At 58.6% G+C, this 1,913-nt stretch carries 2 protein-coding genes; both read left to right on the top strand.

Annotated features, from left to right (window positions below; genetic code table 11):
* Position 1 precedes the first annotated feature (1 nt).
* Complete coding sequence (yidC, locus tag VEZ52_RS10970; protein WP_324836843.1) at positions 2 to 1,615, top strand: membrane protein insertase YidC; 1,614 nt, start codon at positions 2 to 4, stop codon at positions 1,613 to 1,615.
* Positions 1,616 to 1,655: 40 nt separating this feature from the next.
* Positions 1,656 to 1,913 (top strand): Jag N-terminal domain-containing protein (locus VEZ52_RS10965; RefSeq protein WP_324836842.1); only part of this gene is annotated, 258 nt, incomplete at its 3' end.

Below are 1,913 nucleotides of genomic sequence, written 5' to 3'. Positions count from 1 at the left end.
TTTGTGCCTCGTCGTTATTGTGGGCTGGAGTTACGTGTCCGAGTACATGGGCTGGGTCCGCAAGCCTGATCCGGCCATTGTTGCCCAGCAACAGCAGGCGCAGCAGCAGGCTGCCCAGCAGCAACAGGCCCAGCAGGCCGCTGCAACCGCGCAGCAGGCCATGCCCGTTTTTACGCCCGCCGCGGGCCGCGACCTCACGGTCAACTCCCCCCTTTATGAAGCCGTTTTTTACACTGGCGGCGGCTCGCTGCGTTCCTTCAAGCTCAAGCAGTATCAGACCGGTCTTGCGGTAGATTCCCCGCTGGTCAATCTTATTGACCCCACGACCGCCGCAGTTGCCCCCCTGGGCCTTGTGGTAAACAGCCAGCCCTCGTGGAGCACTGGTCAGTGGTCTGTGGAAGGCAACGAAAATGGTCTGAACATCGGCGCCGGACAGCAGGGCGTGCTGCGCTTTGACGGCGAAGTGGACAGCCTGCGCGTTATCCGCGAAATGACCTTTAGCTCCGATACCTATCTTATCCGCGAAAAAATCCGCGTGGTGAACACCACGGATCAGGCCCGGAGCGTTCGCGTCAGCTACACTGTTGCCGCCGACGCCAGCAACGCCGCAGGCGGCCGTTACGACGCCATGCGCCTTGCCTGGGACAACGATGGAAGCCTTGGCGAAGAATCTTCGCCCAAAACGCTCGAAACCACTGGTGCGCTGGTTTCTGGCAAGATTTATTGGGCTGGCACCATGAGCACCTATTTTCTTGCTGCGGTGCTGCCCGGCGACACGAGCAACGTGACCGTCAAGGGCCGCATGCAGCAGAACGTGTTCCGCGCTGCCGTTGAAGAACCTGAAGTGATGCTCGGCCCCGGTCAGGAGCGCGAACTTACGGTTTCCTACTGGGTCGGCCCCAAGGAACGTGCCAAGCTTGCCGCAGTTTCTGACCAGCTTGCCAAGAGTATTGACCTCGGCATGTTCCATGTGATCGCCAAGGGCCTGCTGTGGCTGCTTGAATTTTTCCAGAAGTACGTGAACAACTGGGGCGTAGCCATTATTTTGCTGACGGTTCTCATCAAGGCCCTGTTCTGGCCCCTTACGGCCAAGAGCTACGCCTCCATGGAAAAGATGAAAAAGCTTCAGCCGCATATGGTGGCTATCCGCGAGAAGCACAAGGACAACAAGGAGCTCATGAACAAGGAAGTCATGGCGCTCTACAAGACCTACGGGGTCAACCCGGCCAGCGGCTGTGTGCCCATTCTCATCCAGATGCCTGTGTTTTTTGGCCTCTATCAGGCTCTGCTCACATCCATCGAGTTGCGTCACGCACCCTTTATCACCTATCTGCCCGGCACGGACATCATCTGGCTGGCTGACCTTTCGGCCAAAGACCCGTTCTACATCACGCCCATCGTCATGGGCCTGACCATGTTCATTCAGCAGAAAATGAGCCCCCCGGCCACTGACCCCACCCAGCAGAAGATCATGATGTTCCTGCCGCTGATCTTCACCGCCATGTTCCTGAGCTTCCCCTCGGGCCTCGTGGTGTACTGGCTGGTCAACAACATCCTGTCCATTGCGCAGCAAAGGATGATGGCGAAGAAGTTCTCTACATCCGTAGCGAAGTAGGCCGCCCCGGCGGGTTCGCGAGACACAGCAGGGGGTTCGTATGGAAGGGTTTAAGGAATTCCAGGGAAAAGATCTCGACAGCGCCATAGAGGAAGCCTGCGGCTACTTCAATACAGCGCGTGAAAAGCTCGAGATTGAAATAGTGCAGGACGCCAAGTCCGGCATATTCGGCATCGTGGGGGCGCGCAAGGCCAAGGTTCGGGCAAGGCGCGTGCAGCTGCGCGAAACTATGGAAAGCATTCTGGGCAGAAAGAACGGCGAAGGGGCTTCGGCCCCTGCGCCGTCTGCCGGGCAGCCC

The organism is Desulfovibrio sp., assembly GCF_035644575.1.
Classification (GTDB): Bacteria; Desulfobacterota; Desulfovibrionia; order Desulfovibrionales; family Desulfovibrionaceae; genus Desulfovibrio.
This window is presented reverse-complemented; position numbering and strand designations above follow the sequence as displayed.